The sequence below is a fragment of the Chelatococcus caeni genome, assembly GCF_014196925.1.
GTDB lineage: Bacteria > Pseudomonadota > Alphaproteobacteria > Rhizobiales > Beijerinckiaceae > Chelatococcus_A > Chelatococcus_A caeni.
Map to the genome: position 1 here is coordinate 766,273 of NZ_JACIEN010000001.1, position 16,395 is coordinate 782,667.

Consider the following 16,395-nt stretch of genomic DNA (forward strand, 5'->3'; position numbering starts at 1 on the left):
GCGGGCCCGCGAGGCGCCGTCAGATGTGGTAGATGAACTCCAACTCTCTGACGGTGCCGAGCGCGCGCATGTCCGCGAGACTGCGCTCGTCCAGCACGGCTGCGATGGCGTTACGCACATCCAGCATCATCAGGCGCACGGAGCAGTGCTCCTCCGAGGCGCAGTCGTCGCAAGGCTCGTAGCGTGTACGACTGGCGCAAGGGATCGGCGCCAAAGGTCCATCGAGGACCCGAATAACCTGCCCCACAGAGATGTCGTGAGCGGGGCGGGCCAGGCGATAGCCGCCCTGCTTGCCCTTGCGGCTCTGAACGAAGCCGGCATTGCGCAGTTCGGCGAGAATCGCGTCGAGAAACTTCTTCGGAATGCTCTCCGCTTCGGCAATGTCCGAAACCTGTGCTAGTTCCTCACGTCCGAGACCTGCAAGGTGGACAAGGGCCTTGAGGCCATACTTCCCTTTTTTTGTCAGCATGATACGGCGGCAGCGTCCAGCGGGAGGGTATTATTTCTAGGTAAGTTATAGAAATAATAGGGCCTTTGCCCCGCTCCGTCGAGCGGCCACCGTGCCGCAGCTACGCGAATTCGAGCACCTGTCGCGCCGGATCGAAGAAGCGGTTCGCCGGACGCTCGAGCCCGTAGTGATCGCGCAGGGTGCGGCCGTCATAGCGTGTCCGGAACAATCCGCGTTTCTGCAGGATCGGGACGACCTCCTGCGCGAAGACATCGAACAGATAAGGAAGGATCGGCGGCATCACGTTGAAGCCGTCGGCGGCGCCGCTCTCGAACCAGTCCGCAATGATGGCGGCAATCTGCTCGGGCGTGCCGACGGCGGTCAGGTGCCCCCGCGCCCCCGCTAGGCTGTGGAGCAGGGCGCGCAATGTCGGGCGCTCGCGCCTGACGAGGGCGATGATCACCTCCGTGCGGCTGCGGGCGGCCTGGACGGTCTCGGGATCGGGGAAGTCGTCGACCGACAGCACAGCGTCGAGGTCGAGATGGGAGAAATCGTGCCCGCCGAAGCGATTGGACAGGTGCTCGAGCCCGACGGCCGGAACTGTCAGCTCGTTTAGCTCGCGGTTGAGGCGCTCGGCTTCCGCCTCGGTAGAGCCGAGCACGGGGCTGATGCCGGGCAGGATGACAATCTCGTCCGGCAACCGCCCGAGGGCAGCCGCCTGATCCTTGATGTCGGCGTAGAAGGCGGCGGCGGCCGCCTTCTCGAGATGGGCCGTAAAGATCGCTTCGGCATGGGTGGCAGCAAAGCGCCGCCCGGTCGTCGATGAACCCGCCTGGACGAAGACGGGCCGGCCCTGGGGGGGCCGAGCGATGTTCAAGGGGCCGCGCACCTTGTGCCAGCGCCCGACGTGGTCAATGCGCCGGATGCGCGCCGGCTCAGCGTAGCGGCCCGCGCGGCGATCGTCGCGAACGGCATCGTCGGCCCAGCTGTCCCAGAGTTTGGAGACGACCTCTACGAACTCGGTCGCTCGCTCGTAACGCTCGGCATGCTCGATCTGGTGGTCATAGCCGAAGTTCGGCCCTGCGCCCGTGACCCAGGAGGTGACGATGTTCCAGCCGATCCGACCGTTGCTGATGTGATCGAGCGAGGCGAACTGGCGCGCGAGATTATAGGGCTCGGTATAGGTCGTCGAGGCGGTGGCGATAAGGCCGAGCCGTTCAGTGACGCCGGCGAGGGCCGCGAGCGTCGTCAGCGGCTCGAGCCCGCCGCGCGCGTTGTGCTCGACTTCGTGACCGATGGCAAGCGCATCGGCGAAGAAGATTGCGTCGAACAGGGCGGCCTCGGCGCGGCGCGCCAGATCCTGATAATAGCTGATGTCCGTCAGGGACTGCGGCGTGGCGGCAGGATGGCGCCAGGCGGCCTCATGGTGGCCGCGACCATGGACGAAGAGATTGAGGTGGAGCTGTCTGGTCATGACGGTTCTCCCGGGTCGGGTTGCGGCTGTCAGGCGTAGACGCCGAGCGCCGCGAGAAGGCTTCGGCGAAGGTTTTCATGGCGGCCGTCAGAGGCGCGCCGCGGGTGAGGAAGGTCGACGGTCCGGTCGAGCACGATGCGGCCGTCCTCCATGACGAGCACGCGATCAGCAAGCGTGAGCGCCTCGTCGACGTCATGCGTGACGAGGAGCACCGTCGGCTTGTACTTGCCGATCAACTGGAACAGCAGCGCGTGCATGCGCAGGCGGGTCAGCGCGTCGAGCGCACCGAAGGGTTCGTCAGCGAGCAGCAGTTCCGGGGCTTGTGCTAGCGAGCGCGCAAGGGCGACGCGCTGCTTCTCGCCACCGGACAGGGTCTCCGGCCAGGCGGCCTCCCGGCCGGCGAGGCCGACATCTGCGAGCAACTTGAGGGCTCGCGTCCGGGCGTCGGAAGCCTGCAGGCCGAGCATCACGTTGTCGAGGACGCGCGCCCAGGGCAGCAGCCGCGCATCCTGGAAAAGCACCGACGATTTCGCCGGTACGTCGAGGCTGCCGCTCCGTTCCGCATCATCATCGAGCCGGGCGAGTGCCCTGAGCAGAGTGCTCTTGCCCGAACCGCTGCGGCCGATAAGGGCGACGAACTCGCCCGCCCGGATGGAGAGCGTGATGCCGTCGAGGATCGGGCGGCGGCCGAAGCCCCGGGCGAGGCCATCGAGTGCGACCGCGACGGGACGGGCGATCGACTCGGTGGTTTCGAGGCGCAGCAGGGTCATGATCCGATCACCTTACGGTAGGCGAGCGCCCGGCGTTCCCACCAGCGGACGGCGCTGTCGGAGACAAGGCCGAGAACGGCATAGACGACGAGCCCCACCACGATGACGTCCGTCTGGCCGTAGTCGCGCGCGCGGTTCATCAGGTAGCCGATGCCTTCCGTCGTATTGATCTGCTCGAGAACGACGAGGGCCGTCCAGCACATGGTTACGGCGAGCCTCAGGCCGGTGAAGAAGCCCGGCAGGGCGCCCGGCAGGGCGACGCGGCGGATGAACTGCGCCCGCGACAACCCGACCGTGCGGGCGAGCTCGACGTAGCGAAGATCGATGCCGCGCAGCGCGGCATGGGTGTTGATATAGACCGGAACCAGCACGCTCGTGACGATGAGGGCGATCTTCATCGTCTCGCCGATGCCGAGCCACAGGATGGCGAGCGGGATGAGCGCCAGCGTCGGGATGGCGCGCTTGATCTGCACGAGACCGTCGATGGTTGCCTCGCCGAGTCGCGTCAGGCCGGCAATGAGCGCGAGAATGAGACCGAGGGCGACGCCGATGGCAAGGCCGAGGTAAGCCCGTTCGGCCGAGGCGAGGAAGTGCTGCTGCAGCACGCCGTCGATCATCAGGTCATAGCCGGTCACGACTGCCGTCGAAGGTGCGGCGAGCAGGCGAGGGGACAACAGCCCGGTCAGCGAGGCGAGTTCCCAGATCGCCAGAACGAGGACCGGGCCGAACAGGTGACCGCCTGGGCCGAGCCGCCGCGGCGTAAGGGGCCGCGCAGTGCGCTCTGCCGCACCGGGCTTAGGCACAGCCTTGCCCGAAAAGCCGTGCCAGGCGGGGTCCGAGTAGAACTCGTGCGGGGACAGAATGGTCATGGCTCGCTCCCTCGTCATCCGTCGCGGCACTTTTCAGTCTCTGGTCGCCGCGGCAATGACGGCGTCAAAGCGCAGGTCGAACTGCCTGGACGCATCGAGGCGCTCCGGCAGGTCACCCGCCTCGTGGATGATGTCGACCAGCTCCTGCTGGCGCGGCACGAGCTCGGACAGCAGCGGGAAGGTCGGCTCGCCCTCGGAGACGGCGATGGCGCGTCCGTCGGCAGCCGACAGGCGCTGGCGATCCACGAAATAGGCCTTGACCCAGGCGTCGGTGTTGGCGGCGGCCCAACGCTTCGCCGTGATCCAACGCGTCACGAAATCGCGAATAGCGGCGGCCTTGCCGGGCTCGGAGAGCGCCTTGGTGCTGGCGTAGAGATAGGACAGGCGCCGCGGCAGCCGGTCGTGCTCGCTATCGGGAAGTGCGCTTGCCCCCTCGGTGTCGGCGAGGTAGCGCGAGAAGTGGGGCTCGTTCAGGACGGCCACATCGACCTGCCCGGTGCGGATCGCATCCGGGAAATCGGAAACGCGCAGAGGCACGAGGACGACGTCCTTGCGCGTCAACCCTGCGGCCTTGAGCGCATGCAGCACGAACGGCTGCCGACCGGTGCCCTCGGCGTAGGAGATGCGCTTGCCCTTGAGATCCTCGAGCGTCTTCACCGTCAGGCCGGGCCGGACGGCGAGCGAATAGTCGACGACCGCGCTCGTCACCGCCGCGACGATCGGAATGGCCTCGCCCGCCGCCTGCGCCTGGATGGGGGGCGTGTTGCCTACGGAAGCGAGATCGAGGGCGCCCGCACGGAAGGCCTCCAGGATGGCAGGTCCACCGAGAAAATTGGCGTAGGTGACGTCGGCAACAAACCTGTCCTGCTCGCCGGAAGCCTTCATGAGCGTCTGCAGGGCCTCGTTCTGGTCGGCGACAACCAGTTTCGTGCCGGGCGGCACATCGCGCGGCACGGCGTCGTTCGCTGCCCCGGCCGGCGATGATCCGACGGCGGCGGCGAGCATGAGGGCTGCGAGCCCGATCTTGAGGGTCATGGACGATCTCTCCTGGCCGTGATCTGGCCGTGATGTTCCCGGCGCTCAGGCGACGCGGGCGACCGGCCGGCGGTCGGTGTTGCCGAGCGACAGCAGCCGGTCGAACTCGAAGGCGGCGTCCGCAACGCGCTGCTGCAACGGGGGTGACAGCGCACCGTCGGCGAAATCCTCTCTGCCGGCATAGACGGCGGTCGGCACGGTCTGGGCGCCGAAGAAGCCGAACAGCGGCCGGAGCTGATGTTCGACGACGAGCGCGTGGCGATGGCCACCGCCCGTTGCCGAGGCGATCACCGGCTTGCCCGCCAGGGCGTGCGGCTCGACGAGATCGAAGAGGTGCTTGAAGAGCCCGGTGTAGGAGCCCTTGTAGACCGGGCTGCCGACGATGAGGCCGTCAGCCGCCTCGATCGCATGGATGACTGCTGCGGCACGCGGCGCGAGCGCGTCGCGACTGAAGGCGCTGATCTCCTCGCCAATGTCGAGGAGATCGAACACATCGAGATCGATGCTGCGCCAGCCGCCCACTTCGGCGGCGATGGCTTCAACGAGGAACCGCGTGCGGGACGGGCGATGCGTGTTGCCGCTCACGGCGACGATGCTCAACCGGCTCATCGCTGGCCTCCCGTGTGGACGGACTGGACTGGCCGTGCCGTCCGGCTGGCGATCGGCTTCGCGATCGAAGTTGAGAGGACCCGGTTCGGGCGTCCGATCGCGGACGAGCGAACGGGCGCGCTCGACCCGGCGCGGATCGATGCTGCGAAAATCGGCATAGAAGCTCCCTTCATCGGCGCGGGGCCGACGTTCCGAAAGGAATTCAGGATGATGTGAAGGCGCCTTACGCCCGAGCCTCAGCTACGACAGCAGGCCCTCGCGAGAAAACGTGGCATCTGCAACCTCTCGATCGTAGACCACGAGGCGGAGGTTCGCTCCGTGGCGCTTTAGCGTTTGATGACGCGGCGCAAGCTGCAATCTCAAATCACCGCGGCGCCCGCTCCGTTCGAGCGGGCGCAACTCATAGCAACACGGGTGCCGGCGAGTGTCAACCTAATCTCTATCGATTTTATAGACTTTAGATTCGAGCCGCGGTTCCACGGTCTTTTCCCCTGCCGGTTCGAGCGCCAGACCTCGGACAGGGGGAAGAGAGAAGCCCTGGCAACGATCCGGTGGGGTTGATCGGCGGGCCACGTATACTATTATCTCTACGGGATTAGTCGTGTATTGGGGTCGCAAAGTGGATGCCCAATGTCGAGCCGACCCGACCAAGGCGGGCCGTCCGGGCGCATTTCCCTGGCGAACCCGTCTCCTGCTTTGGTGTTCGACCAGCCCGTGGCGGGGTGCATATGCCAGCGAGCCGGAAATCGTCGATCTGGTCGAGCGCCTCACGGCGGAGGGGTGGCTCGTCCGCACAGCTTATCCACGCAACTTTCTTCTATGGCGGCACGGCCAAGTTCTCGCGCGAGGAGATTGCCGGCTCGTCGTCCTGCCGCGGACGTTCGGACGCCTTTCGGATCTGGAGATCAACGTCTTTCTTGCGACCGAGATTTTTCGCGCATGGCGGCAGCACACGAACAACGACGGTCGTGTCGACTGGGACGGTCAACTCGATCGCCTCTGTCAGCGCATGGCGGCGCGCTCGGGCGTGATCTTGTCGGACCACTCACGGCTGTACCGCAGGGCGGAAAGGGAAATCCTCATGACCGTCTGGGGCTGACCCTTCGATAGAAGTAAATATATATAATTAGTTGACATTTGAATTGCGCTACGCATACTGATGTCGGGAAGTGCCTACTGCAAATCGCCGCCCATGTCGGCATGACGGGGGATCTGACGATGAACGAGACATTTCCGAACCTCCTGCGCGCCTGGCTTGCACTGCTCGTCTCGCGTTTTTCCGCCGCGAATGTCGAGCAGTCGGACGCCCCGCCACCGCAATCGGTGCGGGTTCGTGAGGATGCCGACGATGCCGCGCGCCTCACCGACGAGCATGTGCTCTGGGGCTGGGTGCCGCACGGGCTCTGGTAATTGCTGCGCAACGCACGCGCGGTCCGTTTTCATGCCATCTGACGAGGAGAGTAGGGGATGACACGTCGCCTGCCGGCCCTCCATGAGGGCCACGCTCCGATTGAGCTGCACGAAGCTTTCGCGCACGCCCTGGAGGCTTTCGAGCATTGGGATCGCCGGACCGCCGAACCCAGAGTCCGTTTCGACGGCCGGGATGTGCCGATCAGCTCGGTATTCGGCCGCATGCGGACATGTTTCGATATTCTGCCTCTGCGTTTGCGCGAAGCCGTCGCCGACGTCGTCGGCGGGGGCGCGGCGGCCGTCGCGGAAGACGGTCGTGCGACCTTCGCAGACGCTGCCGTTCACCTGCGCGCCATGTGCCTCAGGAGGCTCCGGCGCGCGGTGGCATAGGCCCCGCCGGCGAGGCCTGAAAGTTTCGTCGACGCTTCAAGGAACAAACGCGCCATGCAGCCCGTTGGTTTCGGGCTGCATGGCGTTGGAGGACGATATGGCTGATTTCATGAGCAGCATCCCCCGGCCTGTGCGGTCGGCGCGAAGGGCGTGGCTTTCGGACGCGACCGCACGAATGGCGGTCGCCTACAGCCTATTCGCCCTGTGCTTCGGCTTCACGCTCGCCGTCATCGTCGGCGTCGTTCGCTAAAAGCTGCAGTGGATCAGAAAACCAGCGCTAGAGGCGATCGGGCCCTCGGGCGCCGTCCGCGCGACCACCTGGCCGTCGAGGTGACACATTACCTCGTGGGTCCGACCTGCCCCGGCTTCTGCGCCGCCTCCCGCCTCCGGATCGCGAGGCGGTGATGCACTCCGACGTCAGGGCGAGCGTGAAGGGGCCGCGCTGCTCCGCATCGCGAGGCGTTTCGGTCGAGGCAAGAACCGTCGACAGGATGAGCCAGTGGAGCTAGTCGCCATCGGCGTCGATCAGCCGTCTCAGGAACAAGCTCGGCACATACTCGCCGAACTTGGCTGTCGATAGATTTCCGACGAACATGGCAATGCGGTCGACCGATATCGACGGCATTGCGACTTGCCGGACGATCGGCCCATTTCATGTATGCATTCACATTAGGATCGTCGCGCGGATTATTCCTCACGACGACTGCGACGGCACTTCGACCATCGACGCCAGGCCAAGTGGCCACGGTCGCCACCGCGACTTGGACCTTTCTCGCGGACCAGCCGTGACGGATTCCAATTTGCGCTCTTGATCGCTGCACCATCGCCTGATCGCCGTCGTGTCCGCCACGCGACTGATACAAACCCTTGAACCTCTGGACGATCGAGTGGGAATGACGGATACAAACGGCGGCAATAGCGTAGGTTTGGCAGTGGTTTTCGCCGTTGTTTGATTGCCGTTCTCGTCCGTCTTTCTCTCCCATTGTTTGGCGTACTCCATTTCGGTCTCGCAGGACCGATCTGAGAGCACTCTCAGGATGATGTAGAGCCTTTTCGATGGGTGGGAGTGCTCTGGCCGTGGAATGGCGTGCACAAAGGCGGGGCTGCTTTGCGCCGCAAGTAGGTCATTCCGGGAGCCGTTGCCCGCACCCAAGAGCAGACATCGCCGACGGAAGTGCAGCGGCGGGGCTACGCCCGGAGTTGGAAAGCCGATTGCCAGGAATCGACTGGTAGACGCATGGGTGATTGCCCAAACATTTCTTGTGAAGGCCGCTCCGCAGCAACGCGAGGGGTCGAAGCCGAGTGGCCGAGACCCTTCTGGGGCTCGGTTCACGAGAACCCGAATGGCGGCGCTGACGCGCCATACCGCACGCTATATAGAAGGTGCTCGAACGCCTTCTGGGCGAGTGCTTCGGGACCAAACCAGCCGTCGTCTATCTGGAGCCATTCGACGACGAGGAGCAAAAACAGTTCTTTGACGCCGCTTTCCCCGGTGAGGACTTTGCCTCATTCGTGAAGGAAACGGAGCCGTTCGAACTGCACCCGCTGCTTAAGCCTATGTGCAAAGCGGCGGCCGGCCGTTCACGAGCAAGCGGCAGAATTTATCAGCTTGGACACGGGATCAGCCCTGCGACGGCTTCCAGTCGGCCGGTGGAATGACGTTGACCATCCACGGGATCCCGAACCTGTCGATCAGGGAACCGAAGCCGGGAGACCAGAAGGTCTCGCCGAAAGGCATGACAGCTTTGCCGCCTTCGGACAGCTGATCGAACCAGCGTTGGCCTTCGGCCTTGTCCTCGGTATGGAGCGTAACGTCGAAGCCATTTTTGGGTTTGTCGATGTTGGGGGCCCATCCGGTGTCCATGTCGGCGCCCATCAGCGCCTGGTCCCCCACGTCGAGCCAGCAGTGCATCAGCCAGGTCTTGTACTTCTCATCGGTAATCGGCATGCCAGGAGGCGCATCGCCATAGGGCATGGCGGCGGTGATCTTTCCGCCCAGGACCCTCGCGTAGAACTCGAATGCCTCGCGACATTGGCCCTGGAAGCTCAGGCTGGTCACGATCTTCATGCTCGTCTCCCTTTTGATTGGTGCTTCGGCGCGCGTCAGAAATGAATTGAGCTGCAGGACTGTACTCCACCTGCTCGGCCTACGGTCAGCGCGTGACATCGAGAACCTCGCCGTCGTCGAACGGCGAGACATGGAAGTTCATCGCCCTTCGGCTGGCCGTCCTGGAACATTGGGGATGGCTGTGCCGCAGGCATGGTCCGCTTCCTTTCTGCGTTAGATCCCAGGGAAAGCAGCCGTCGATTGCCTTCCTTCATCTATGTTGATATCAACATGTGTGTCAACGTTTCAGATGCACGCTCCTGCCAACATTCCGACGGACGGGCGAGTCCGGTTGCCGCGCCTCCCTCGAAGCTCAATGCGGGCTTACGATGCCGTAACGGAATAGGCTGCGGGCCGTATCGACGACCGTTTCTTCCCGGGCGCTGGGCCGCCTCCCGGCATTCGCCGAGCCTTTTCGCCGGTGCTCCTGCGAATGGGCGTGCCTGCCGGTTCTTCTGTCTCCCCTGTTTGCACCTTCGCAGCGAACTCGCCGAGGTTTTCACTGAGAATTCTCGCGACATCGAACAGCGTAACGACATCACCGCTCACGCCGATGAAACGCTGCCCCTTCGCTGCATTCGCCGTCCTTCGCGAGGATGTGGAGGCCCGCCAGGTCGCGGACATCGACCATGCCGAAGTCAAGCCAGGCAGGGGCGGGGGCCTTCGAGAAGCTGCTTGATGACGATCGAAGCGGAGATGTCCGGCCCCGGAACGGGCCCGAAATGCCAACCGGGTTGACGACCGACATCTCGAGGGAGCCACCCTCGCAGTCAATGAAGTCCCAGGCCGCTCGCTCGGCAAGGACCTGACGGCACCGGCTTTCGCCATTCTCAAGCCCCGCGGCCGCGGTCTTCACCTTCAACGACTATGTGACGGCCGGTATCAAGATCGCAGGTCAAGCCGAAACCCAGCGAACCGCCGTAGAGCAGAGCAGAGCAGAGCAAGTCTTCCGCCATGTTAAATCAGTACCTGCACTTCGGGACATGGCTCTGCCGCTGATCCGGCTCTGCCGGCAGGGACCTTTGTCGACGTCCGACCGTTGGGCCGACCGGGCAAGATCTCGGCGTTGCGCGATCCCTTCACCCTTCGGACCTCAGAGATAAAGTCGGGACTTCTACGCCGGACGATCCCGCCGTGCGGCGACTTGGCCGGTTCATTTCTCGGCTGGTCCACCGCGGCTGGTCAGAAGTGCCCTCAGCCGTGGCACGTAAGGTCTGACGGTATCGGCGAAGGGAGCGCCCTCGAGGCGCATCGCCCACAGCGCGCGGATCTGCTCGTCGACAGCGTCGAGCGCCTCCTTCTTCTGCAGCGGGTCGAGCTCCTTCATGGCCTTGATGCCTTCCCTGGCGCCGGAGAGCATCGCCTCAACCTCCGCGCGGGGGATCGCGGCGACAAAACCCCGGATGGTTTCTCCGAGGGCGACCTTCCAGCGCTCGCGCGAGAAGCCGGCCCCGGCGATCAGCCCCCCGGCGGCGGCGTCCTCGTCGAACCACTCGTCGGCAATCTCCTCGTCATAGGCGAAATCGCCGAACTGCGGCTTCAGCCGCTCGATGAGGTCGACCACCGCAGCGGCATCGCGGCTCGACAGCGCATAGGCCGGTCCGGTCCACCACCGCATGCCGACGAGAACGGCGGCGGCGAGCGCGACGCCGCACAGCAGCTGCAGCCCACTGCGCAGTTCAGTCATAGCAATCCGCCATCGTCGCGCGCGCCTGCCGGCCGGCATGGCTCTGGATGAGGGAGCCGCCGGTCGAGGCGGCCTGTGCTGCGATCATGCCGCCCCGCCCGCCGAAGCCGCCGAAACCGCCGACGAGCGACAGGGCGCTGCCGATCACCGCAGCGCCGGTCTGGGCCTCGGCGGCCTTGTTGGCCGCCTCCATGCAGGCCCGCTCGATCTCGGCGGCGTTGCGCTTGCCGCGCCGGGGCGTTTCCGCCGGCGCGGAAGCGGCGACGCGGGCGCCTGCGGGAACACCGGCATCGGGCGTCGAGGTCTGGTTGCAGGCTCCGACCAGGAGGCAGCAGAACAGGAGAAGCAGTCGCTTCATGGTCACTCCGGGCAATGTTGCTTGTAGGGGTCAGAAGGAGGTCTGGAAGCGCACGGCGCCCGACAGGGTCGCGTCGTAGCCGCGCGTGGCGGCATGCACCGCAAGCGACAGCTGCGCCCGTTCGCCGATCTTCTGGTCGAGGTCCGCGCCCACGCGCACCCAGGTCTCGCGCGTCGTGCCACCGCCGTAGTCGAAGCCGTAGAGGCCGAGCACCTGGCCCCTGGCCCGCGTCGCGTCGCCCGTGCCGTGCACCAGCTCGAGCGAGCCGCCGAGCGTTGTCGTCGCTCCGAGCGCCGTGCGCGCCGGGACGCCGAGGCGTCCCTCGCCGGTGACGAGCGTCTGGGCGTCGAAGCGTGCCGGGAAGGAGCCGAAGGTCTCGGTATAGCCGTCGACGACGGTGCGCCCGACGGCGAGCGAGACGAAGGGATTGATCGTGGTGGCCCCCAGCGTCAGGGCGTTCTGCCAGTCCGCCCGCAGCCGCAAGACGCCCGCGCGCACGCTGGTGTCGCCCTGCGAGGTGGTGAGCGAGCCGCCGTTCGTGTAGCTGCGGCGGATGTCGGCGTCCCAGCCGCCATAGAGGCCGGTGAGCGACAGGAGGATGGGGATGCCCTGGGGCCGCCAGTCGATCTCGCCGATCACGTACTGGCCGTCGAGCTTGCTGCTGCCGCCGGTCATCAGGTCCTGGCGGGCGTGGCTCGTGCCGAGGCCGAGCCCGACGCGGACCTGGCCCTGGAAGAGATCGGCGCAGAGCCCCGCCTCGGCGAGCCCGCCGGTGGCGTCGCGGCCGTTGCCGTAATGGGCGAGGTCGCCGTTGACCCAGAAGCAGGTGCCGCCGGGCAGGGTCGGATAGTCCATCAGCGGCCGGTGGTGGCTGCCGTTCATGGGGAGCCAGGCGAGATTCTGGCCGATGCGGGAGAGCTGGGCGGCGCCGTAGAGCGTGCGGTTGTATTCGAGGACATTCATCAGGCCGGTGCCAACGCCGCTCACCCGTGCGATGTATGCGTGCGCTGCGCCGGGATCGTCTGGATCCTCCATCTGGCCGACGACGACGCTGCCGTCGTCGGATACGCCGTTCGCCTCCGTCAGGACCATGGAGCCGACGCCTACCCCGTTCGATGATAACCAGTCGGCGACGGACACCATGCCGGTGGTCTCGGTCCAGCGGAAGGCTTGGGAGAAGCTCGTTCCCGGTGCGTCGGACCATCCGACCACCACCGCCCCGTCACCGGAAACGGCCGTCGCCTGGCTCGAGGGGCCGCCGAGCGTGCCGAGGTCCTGCATCTGCGGATTGCCGGACACGCCTCCGGTTCCCCCTTCCACCCACCGGAAGGCATGGCTGTGCCATGACGTGCTCAGGGAGGAATACCCGACCACCACGCGCCCGTCGCGCGACACGGCGGTGGCCTCGGCGAAGGTGCCGCCCAGCGTTCCAAGGTCCTCGGGCGTCGCCGTACCGACCGTCGTGACCTCGCTCAGGTCCCAGCGCAAGGCGCGCCGGGACGCACCGCTGCCCGGGTCCACCCCCCAGCCGACGGCAAAGATACCATTGCCGGATATGGCGGTGGCGGATGCCGCCCTCTCGGGATCGAGCCCTTCGAGCCGGAACATTTGCGGGTTACCGACGACACCGGTGGTCGCACCCTCGACCCACACGAAAGCGTGCGGCAGCGCTCCGGTGTCGAGCCGCGTCGAATAGCCGACGATCCGCCTTCCGTCGTCGGAAATTCCGAGACCTGCACTCATGCCCGGATCAGCGAAGCCGTTGAGGGTGCCGAGGCTCTGCATGCCGTCGAAGGCCGTCCAGCGGAACGCCAGTTCCCGCCCGTCGGCGTCGACCGAGGCGCCGGTCGCTACGCCGCCGTCGGATACGTCATTCGCACGGGCGTGGCCTCCGCCGAGATCGCCGAGGTCCGTGACCGCCCCCGTGATGCGATCGTAGAGCAGCGCCCGGGCCCGCCCGTCTACATCGTCGCCCCTTCCCGCCACATAGGAGCCATTGCCGCTGATCGCGAATGCATTCTGCCAGGCTCCAACCGAAAAATCCGGAAGCGCGCCGAACGTCCCCTCGGCGCGCGCCTGCGACACGGCCGAGAGCGCCGTCGTCGCAAGGCACAGGATGGCGAGGCGCCGTATGCCGCCGCGCGGGAGACGGCCTTTGCGGATTGCGGCTGTGGGGCTGGACTGCATGAACGAACGCTCCGTCGGACTGGCAAGGGGATGCCGTGCCGGCCGCCGTGCGGCGCCGGACCGGGGAAGGTCGCTCGGAACGGATCGGGCTGCCGCCCTGCGATGCGGGGCATCGTCAGGGGCGTCCGCTGCCGGGCAACGTCGTGACAGTGATAGTTGTTCTGCGTCTGTGCCCCGACACCCGGTGACAGGACGTGTGACACGGAAGGGAAGTCAGCCGGTCGCGAGAAGCCCCGCCCGCGCCTCCGACGGCGTCATGCCGAAGCGGCGGCGAAAGGCGCGGATGAAATAGGAGATGTTGTTGAAGCCCGCGTCATAGGCGATGACATTGATCAACCGGCCGGAGGTGCGCGGATCCGTCAGCTCCCGGTAGGCTCGCGCCAGACGCTGGCCGAGCACATAGTCGGTGAAGCTCTCGTCCGCGCTCTGGAACAGGCTGCGGATGTAGCGGGGGGTCACCCTGTGGGCTGCGGCTACGATCTCGAGCGAAACCTCCTCGCGGCGCGCCAGCCGGTCGCGGATGTCCTTCTTGACGGCGGCGAGCCGGGCGCCGCGCACCCCGCGCCGCTGCGCGACGACGCGCACGTCGCCCGCCGCCCCGAGCGCCATCAGGGCGAGATCGCGCAGATGGCTGCCGGCAATGCCCGGAAGATCCTCGGACCACTGGGTGGGGTCGTCCATCAGGCCCCGGACATAGCCGGCGAGCAGCGACAGGACCGGAACCTCGGCGCGCCGGATGACGCGCCGCGCCGCCAGAGCCTCGAGGTCGAGGTCGAAGGCGGCCAGCCCGGCGACCGGCATGGTGAGGATCGCGGCCGAATAATGCTGCGGCACATGGCAGACGACGGGGCGGTCGGCCATCCACACATGCCCGTCGCCCGGCATGCAGAGATGCTCCTGCTCCGAGCGCTCGCCGATGCCCACGAGCGCGTCCGGCGAAATGCACAGGACGAGATGGTCCTGCCCATCGCGAATGTGCGAGGTCGTGCGCACCGTGCGGCTCGCCGAGCCGGCGATGAGGGCGACGGAGAGGTTCGGCAGCCGCCGCGTCTTGAAGGTGAAGTGAAAGGCGCTGTCTGGCGCGGGATCGACATCCATGCCGACGAGCTGGGCATAGGCATCCCGGATGCCGTTCCGGGTGTATTCCTGGAACTGCTGCGAAGAATAGTGCTGCATCTCGGTCGCCGGCGAGTCGGATAGGCATAGGTCCGTGGGTGAGACCGGAAGCTAGACGGCGGTTTTCGCGGCGTGCAACCGCTCGTCGGGTGCGCATAATCTTTTGCTGGCGCGCATAACTGGTCAGAGACGGCCAGCCGATCTCAGTCGGCGCTGCGGGTCCGGCGATGGCGACCGGGAGAGACGCCGAAGCGGCGGCGGTAGGCGGTGACGAAATTCGACAGCTGCCGATAGCCGAGGCTCCAGGCCAGCTGCTTCAGCGGCATGTCGAGCCCCTCCTCAATGGCCCGGCGCGCCGCCCGCAGCCGCGCCTCCAGGAGATAGTCGAACACCGTCATGCCGAAGAGCTGGCGGAAACCCGAATTGAGCCGCTTGCTCGAAAGCCCGACCTCATCGGCGAGATCATCGAGCCGCGGTGGCGAGCCGAGGTTCGCCAGGAGCCGCGCCCGGGCCTCGTGCACGCGGCTGATCTCGCGCGGGCTGAGCGTCTCGGGCCGCTGCGAAGTCTCCGCGAGGGCATCGAGGGAATGGGTCAGCAGCTCCAACGCCTTGGCCTCGCGCCACAGGCCGCCCATGGTACCGCCATAGGCGGGCCTGCTGATCTCCGCCGCCGTGCGGGCAAGCGATGCTCCGAGAGCCTGCATTCGCGCAACCGGCAGCAGTCCGTTGGCAAGGACAGCGCGGGGCAAGGGTGGAAGACCGTCGCGCATGGCGAGATCCTCAAGCGCCTCAGGCGTGAGGATGAGCGTGACCGCCCGCCACGGCTTGCCTGCTGCGAGCCGGTAGGAGATCTTCCGTCCGGCGAGGCTGACGGCATAGAACCGGCCGTCATCGTTCCAGACCGCATCCTCGTTACCCTCGGCCGTCATCGTGCCGGCGCCGGCCAGCATGGCGCCAAGGACGAGATGGCCTGCCGGCGCGTCACCGAGCGCCGAGAGCTGAGAAGCATGGCTTACCACGCCCTCGACGCGGTACAGCGCAATTCCCGGGCGAACGATCTCGCGCTGCAGGAGTCCCGTGAACGGCCCCTCTGCGCACCGCGCAAGGCCGTCCGGATCATAGGTACTCTCGAGGCTCCGCTCCGGCAGATCGAAAACCCATCCAGCCTCGTCCATGCTCAACCCTACGGAAAGCGGCCGCCGCTCTTCCCGCAGCTTTGCCGCTTCACGTGTGGTTCGGCAAGCCGTGCGCTTGTCCGCTTCGCCCGGGGTGATGACACCGGGCGTCACGCCATGGCCTCAGCAGCATCGCGGCGCATTCCTTGAAACTGAACGTATCTGGTCAAGCCAGTCCTCGATTGCCGAGCCGTGGATCTGCGCAAGTCCACATATTTGCGTCACATGCAACCGCAAGCTGCCGGCCGGCTGAGGCTGGTCAAGGTTGCGCAGACCGGTCGGCGGCGGATGGCTTGGTCTTCTCCAGGATTTTCACGGCTCCTTTCTGCTCGAGTTCGTCGGGCGGCGCCGCATTGCTGTGCGTCGATGGCGGACCGATCCACAGCATCGTTTCCTCCCGGAGCGCTGACGCCGCCGGCTCATTGCCATCCGCGTGGCCGGTGCGAGCCAATCGGATGACGTTCGAGCCAGCGCACCACCGCATCGACGAGCGAGGTCTGGAAATTGAAGGCCGGCTTGTAGCCTGGGATCAGTCCTCACCGAGCCCCTTGAGCACGGCACTGGGTCGAGCGTATGCACCGTGGCGCCATGTTCCGATGCGACGGCGAGATGCAGCGCATCGCCGGCGCGGAGCCCGAGAGCATGCTGATCGGCGAACTTCGCCGCCGTCCGGAACTGCCCGTCCGTCACGGGCAGCACGGTAAAGCTCTCGGCGACCAGCTTGTTGAACATGGCGAGCGCGGCTGACGCTGACATCTCG

Annotated in this window: 17 protein-coding genes and 1 pseudogene; 4 read left to right on the forward strand and 14 right to left on the reverse strand. The window is 66.2% G+C overall.

Going from position 1 to position 16,395, the window contains the following annotated elements; translation table 11 throughout:
• Positions 1 to 19 precede the first annotated feature (19 nt).
• The 6 genes from GGR16_RS03675 to msuE all read right to left on the reverse strand — a co-directional run bounded on the left by GGR16_RS03675 (position 20) and on the right by msuE (position 5,205).
• The gene (locus GGR16_RS03675; RefSeq protein ID WP_019404544.1) at positions 20 to 469 is read right to left on the reverse strand and encodes an RrF2 family transcriptional regulator; all 450 of its coding nucleotides are present in this window, start codon (positions 467 to 469) and stop codon (positions 20 to 22) included.
• A gap of 100 nt (positions 470 to 569) precedes the next feature.
• Positions 570 to 1,922, reverse strand: a complete 1,353-nt coding sequence (locus GGR16_RS03680; RefSeq protein ID WP_019404543.1) for an LLM class flavin-dependent oxidoreductase — start codon at positions 1,920 to 1,922, stop codon at positions 570 to 572.
• A 29-nt stretch (positions 1,923 to 1,951) separates the two neighbouring features.
• Complete coding sequence (locus GGR16_RS03685; protein WP_019404542.1) at positions 1,952 to 2,692, reverse strand: ABC transporter ATP-binding protein; 741 nt, start codon at positions 2,690 to 2,692, stop codon at positions 1,952 to 1,954.
• The gene (locus GGR16_RS03690; protein ID WP_019404541.1) at positions 2,689 to 3,561 is read right to left on the reverse strand and encodes an ABC transporter permease; all 873 of its coding nucleotides are present in this window, start codon (positions 3,559 to 3,561) and stop codon (positions 2,689 to 2,691) included. The genes GGR16_RS03685 and GGR16_RS03690 overlap by 4 nt, the downstream gene beginning before the upstream one ends.
• A gap of 33 nt (positions 3,562 to 3,594) precedes the next feature.
• The gene (locus GGR16_RS03695; RefSeq protein ID WP_053193842.1) at positions 3,595 to 4,596 is read right to left on the reverse strand and encodes an ABC transporter substrate-binding protein; all 1,002 of its coding nucleotides are present in this window, start codon (positions 4,594 to 4,596) and stop codon (positions 3,595 to 3,597) included.
• A 45-nt stretch (positions 4,597 to 4,641) separates the two neighbouring features.
• The gene (msuE, locus tag GGR16_RS03700; protein WP_040405549.1) at positions 4,642 to 5,205 is read right to left on the reverse strand and encodes an FMN reductase; all 564 of its coding nucleotides are present in this window, start codon (positions 5,203 to 5,205) and stop codon (positions 4,642 to 4,644) included.
• Positions 5,206 to 5,806: 601 nt separating this feature from the next.
• On the opposite strand from msuE, the gene GGR16_RS03705 reads away from it, so the two are divergent.
• The 4 genes from GGR16_RS03705 (at position 5,807) to GGR16_RS03720 (ending at position 8,664) form a co-directional block, all read left to right on the forward strand.
• The gene (locus GGR16_RS03705; RefSeq protein ID WP_156332774.1) at positions 5,807 to 6,304 is read left to right on the forward strand and encodes a hypothetical protein; all 498 of its coding nucleotides are present in this window, start codon (positions 5,807 to 5,809) and stop codon (positions 6,302 to 6,304) included.
• A 119-nt stretch (positions 6,305 to 6,423) separates the two neighbouring features.
• Positions 6,424 to 6,615 (forward strand): hypothetical protein, encoded by a 192-nt coding sequence (locus tag GGR16_RS03710; RefSeq protein WP_156332775.1) that lies wholly within the window; start codon positions 6,424 to 6,426, stop codon positions 6,613 to 6,615.
• A 57-nt stretch (positions 6,616 to 6,672) separates the two neighbouring features.
• The gene (locus tag GGR16_RS03715; RefSeq protein WP_019404535.1) at positions 6,673 to 7,005 is read left to right on the forward strand and encodes a BRA0787 family protein; all 333 of its coding nucleotides are present in this window, start codon (positions 6,673 to 6,675) and stop codon (positions 7,003 to 7,005) included.
• 1,383 nt (positions 7,006 to 8,388) lie between these two features.
• Positions 8,389 to 8,664, forward strand: coding sequence for a hypothetical protein (locus GGR16_RS03720; protein WP_156332776.1), 276 nt, complete (start codon positions 8,389 to 8,391; stop codon positions 8,662 to 8,664).
• Here GGR16_RS03720 and GGR16_RS03725 read toward each other — a convergent pair.
• The 8 genes and pseudogenes from GGR16_RS03725 to GGR16_RS03755 form a co-directional block, all read right to left on the reverse strand.
• On the reverse strand, positions 8,627 to 9,073 hold the full coding sequence (locus GGR16_RS03725) for a VOC family protein (protein ID WP_183315738.1): 447 nt from the start codon (positions 9,071 to 9,073) through the stop codon (positions 8,627 to 8,629). The genes GGR16_RS03720 and GGR16_RS03725 overlap by 38 nt on opposite strands.
• Positions 9,074 to 10,265: 1,192 nt before the next feature.
• Positions 10,266 to 10,799 carry a hypothetical protein gene (locus GGR16_RS03730; RefSeq protein ID WP_019404530.1) on the reverse strand — a complete coding sequence of 178 codons (534 nt, stop codon included), beginning with the start codon at positions 10,797 to 10,799 and terminating at the stop codon, positions 10,266 to 10,268.
• Positions 10,792 to 11,157, reverse strand: a complete 366-nt coding sequence (locus GGR16_RS03735; RefSeq protein ID WP_183315739.1) for a hypothetical protein — start codon at positions 11,155 to 11,157, stop codon at positions 10,792 to 10,794. The genes GGR16_RS03730 and GGR16_RS03735 overlap by 8 nt, the downstream gene beginning before the upstream one ends.
• Before the next feature lie 30 nt (positions 11,158 to 11,187).
• On the reverse strand, positions 11,188 to 13,344 hold the full coding sequence (locus GGR16_RS03740; RefSeq protein ID WP_183315740.1) for an autotransporter domain-containing protein: 2,157 nt from the start codon (positions 13,342 to 13,344) through the stop codon (positions 11,188 to 11,190).
• A gap of 213 nt (positions 13,345 to 13,557) precedes the next feature.
• Positions 13,558 to 14,520 (reverse strand): helix-turn-helix transcriptional regulator, encoded by a 963-nt coding sequence (locus tag GGR16_RS03745; RefSeq protein WP_183315741.1) that lies wholly within the window; start codon positions 14,518 to 14,520, stop codon positions 13,558 to 13,560.
• A gap of 143 nt (positions 14,521 to 14,663) precedes the next feature.
• Positions 14,664 to 15,635 carry a helix-turn-helix transcriptional regulator gene (locus tag GGR16_RS03750; protein ID WP_019404526.1) on the reverse strand — a complete coding sequence of 324 codons (972 nt, stop codon included), beginning with the start codon at positions 15,633 to 15,635 and terminating at the stop codon, positions 14,664 to 14,666.
• A 259-nt stretch (positions 15,636 to 15,894) separates the two neighbouring features.
• Complete coding sequence (locus tag GGR16_RS26390) at positions 15,895 to 16,023, reverse strand: hypothetical protein (protein ID WP_256374270.1); 129 nt, start codon at positions 16,021 to 16,023, stop codon at positions 15,895 to 15,897.
• 176 nt (positions 16,024 to 16,199) lie between these two features.
• A pseudogene (locus tag GGR16_RS03755) lies at positions 16,200 to 16,382 on the reverse strand (type II toxin-antitoxin system VapC family toxin); the annotation flags it as partial.
• Positions 16,383 to 16,395 lie beyond the last annotated feature (13 nt).

Excerpts from the sequence above, each read along its gene's own strand:
- GGR16_RS03715 (WP_019404535.1), top strand. The coding sequence starts at position 6,673 with ATGACACGTCGCCTGCCGGCCCTCCATGAGGGCCACGCTCCGATTGAG.
- GGR16_RS03750 (WP_019404526.1), bottom strand. The coding sequence starts at position 15,635 with ATGGACGAGGCTGGATGGGTTTTCGATCTGCCGGAGCGGAGCCTCGAG.
- GGR16_RS03745 (WP_183315741.1), bottom strand. The coding sequence starts at position 14,520 with ATGCAGCACTATTCTTCGCAGCAGTTCCAGGAATACACCCGGAACGGC.
- GGR16_RS03740 (WP_183315740.1), bottom strand. The coding sequence starts at position 13,344 with ATGCAGTCCAGCCCCACAGCCGCAATCCGCAAAGGCCGTCTCCCGCGC.
- GGR16_RS03725 (WP_183315738.1), bottom strand. The coding sequence starts at position 9,073 with ATGAAGATCGTGACCAGCCTGAGCTTCCAGGGCCAATGTCGCGAGGCA.
- GGR16_RS03695 (WP_053193842.1), bottom strand. The coding sequence starts at position 4,596 with ATGACCCTCAAGATCGGGCTCGCAGCCCTCATGCTCGCCGCCGCCGTC.
- msuE (WP_040405549.1), bottom strand. The coding sequence starts at position 5,205 with ATGAGCCGGTTGAGCATCGTCGCCGTGAGCGGCAACACGCATCGCCCG.
- GGR16_RS03730 (WP_019404530.1), bottom strand. The coding sequence starts at position 10,799 with ATGACTGAACTGCGCAGTGGGCTGCAGCTGCTGTGCGGCGTCGCGCTC.
- GGR16_RS03680 (WP_019404543.1), bottom strand. The coding sequence starts at position 1,922 with ATGACCAGACAGCTCCACCTCAATCTCTTCGTCCATGGTCGCGGCCAC.
- GGR16_RS03690 (WP_019404541.1), bottom strand. The coding sequence starts at position 3,561 with ATGACCATTCTGTCCCCGCACGAGTTCTACTCGGACCCCGCCTGGCAC.
- GGR16_RS26390 (WP_256374270.1), bottom strand. The coding sequence starts at position 16,023 with ATGCTGTGGATCGGTCCGCCATCGACGCACAGCAATGCGGCGCCGCCC.
- GGR16_RS03685 (WP_019404542.1), bottom strand. The coding sequence starts at position 2,692 with ATGACCCTGCTGCGCCTCGAAACCACCGAGTCGATCGCCCGTCCCGTC.
- GGR16_RS03675 (WP_019404544.1), bottom strand. The coding sequence starts at position 469 with ATGCTGACAAAAAAAGGGAAGTATGGCCTCAAGGCCCTTGTCCACCTT.
- GGR16_RS03735 (WP_183315739.1), bottom strand. The coding sequence starts at position 11,157 with ATGAAGCGACTGCTTCTCCTGTTCTGCTGCCTCCTGGTCGGAGCCTGC.
- GGR16_RS03710 (WP_156332775.1), top strand. The coding sequence starts at position 6,424 with ATGAACGAGACATTTCCGAACCTCCTGCGCGCCTGGCTTGCACTGCTC.